Below are 1,289 nucleotides of genomic sequence, written 5' to 3'. Positions count from 1 at the left end.
GGGACCGGAGGGTCTGAACTCCGGACCCGGTTCACACTCCGTCCGCCGGGGACCCGGCGATCGCCGGCGTCCCCTCCGCCGCGGGCGGCGCGACCAGCGACCGGGCGAGCAGCTGCGAGACGTCGAGCACCTCGACGCTCTCCTTGGCCTCGCCCGCGAGCTTCTTCTCGGTGACGGCGTCGGAGAGCATCACGATGCAGAACGGGCAGGCCGTCGAGACCACATCGGGGTCGAGGCCGAGGGCCTCCTCCATGCGGTCGACGTTGACCCGCTTGCCGATCTTCTCCTCCATCCACATCCGCGCGCCGCCGGCGCCGCAGCAGAAGCCGCGGTCCTTGCAGCGGTGCATCTCCTGGGCGCGGATGCCCGGGATGGCCTCGAGGATCTCCCGCGGCGGGGTGTAGACCTTGTTGTGCCGACCGAGGAAGCACGGGTCGTGGTAGGTCACCGAGGAGTCGATCGGGGTGATCGGGACGAGCTTGCGCTCCTCCACCAGCTTGCCGAGCAGCTGCGTGTGGTGGACGACCTCATAGGTGCCGCCGAGTGCCGAGTACTCCCGCGCGAGGCTGTTGAAGCAGTGCGGGCAGGTCGCGACGATCTTCTTGACGCCGGTCTCGTTCAGCAGCTCGATGTTGGCCTTGGCCATCTCCTGGTAGAGGTACTCGTTACCGAGGCGGCGGGCCGGGTCGCCGGTGCAGGACTCCTGGCTGCCGAGAACGGCGAACTCGACGCCGGCGGTGTGCAGCAGCTCGGCGAACGAGCGGGCGACCTTCTTGGCCCGGTCCTCGATGGCGCCGGCGCAGCCGACCCAGTAGAGGTACTCGACCTCGTCCGGGATCTGCTCGCCCTCGTCGAGGATGCGGACCTCGAACGGCAGGCCCTCGGTCCACTCGGTACGCGACCGCGGCGAGACACCCCACGGGTTGCCGTTGTTCTCCAGGTTGCGCAGCATGACGCCGGCCTCGGACGGGAACGCCGACTCGATCATCACCTGGTAGCGGCGCATGTCGACGATGTTGTCGACATGCTCGATGTCCACCGGGCACTGCTCCACGCAGGCCCCGCAGTTGGTGCACGACCACAGGACGTCGGGGTCGATGACCCCGCCCTCCTCCTCCGTCCCGACGAGCGGCCGGTCGGCCTGGGGCTGACCGGGCTCGGGCACCCGGCCGAAGCCGGACTCGGGCACGTGGTGCACCGCGTGCTTGGAGGACGCGTCCTCGGAGACGCCGGTGACCGCCTTCGACGCCTCCTCACCCTCCTCGGCGCCCTTGGCTCCGAGGAGGTAG

The 1,289-nt window shown here is 69.7% G+C and carries 1 protein-coding gene; it reads right to left on the bottom strand.

The annotated features are described in order from the left end of the window. Positions 1-31 precede the first annotated feature (31 nt). The coding region (locus FDN03_RS16105; protein ID WP_138178597.1) for a (Fe-S)-binding protein at positions 32-1,289 on the bottom strand (1,258 nt) is incomplete at its 5' end.

The sequence above is a fragment of the Glutamicibacter sp. V16R2B1 genome, from assembly GCF_005774635.1.
In the GTDB taxonomy this organism is placed as follows: domain Bacteria; phylum Actinomycetota; class Actinomycetes; order Actinomycetales; family Micrococcaceae; genus Glutamicibacter; species Glutamicibacter creatinolyticus.
Note: the sequence above shows the minus strand (reverse complement) of the source record. Positions and strands in the feature narration are given on the sequence as shown.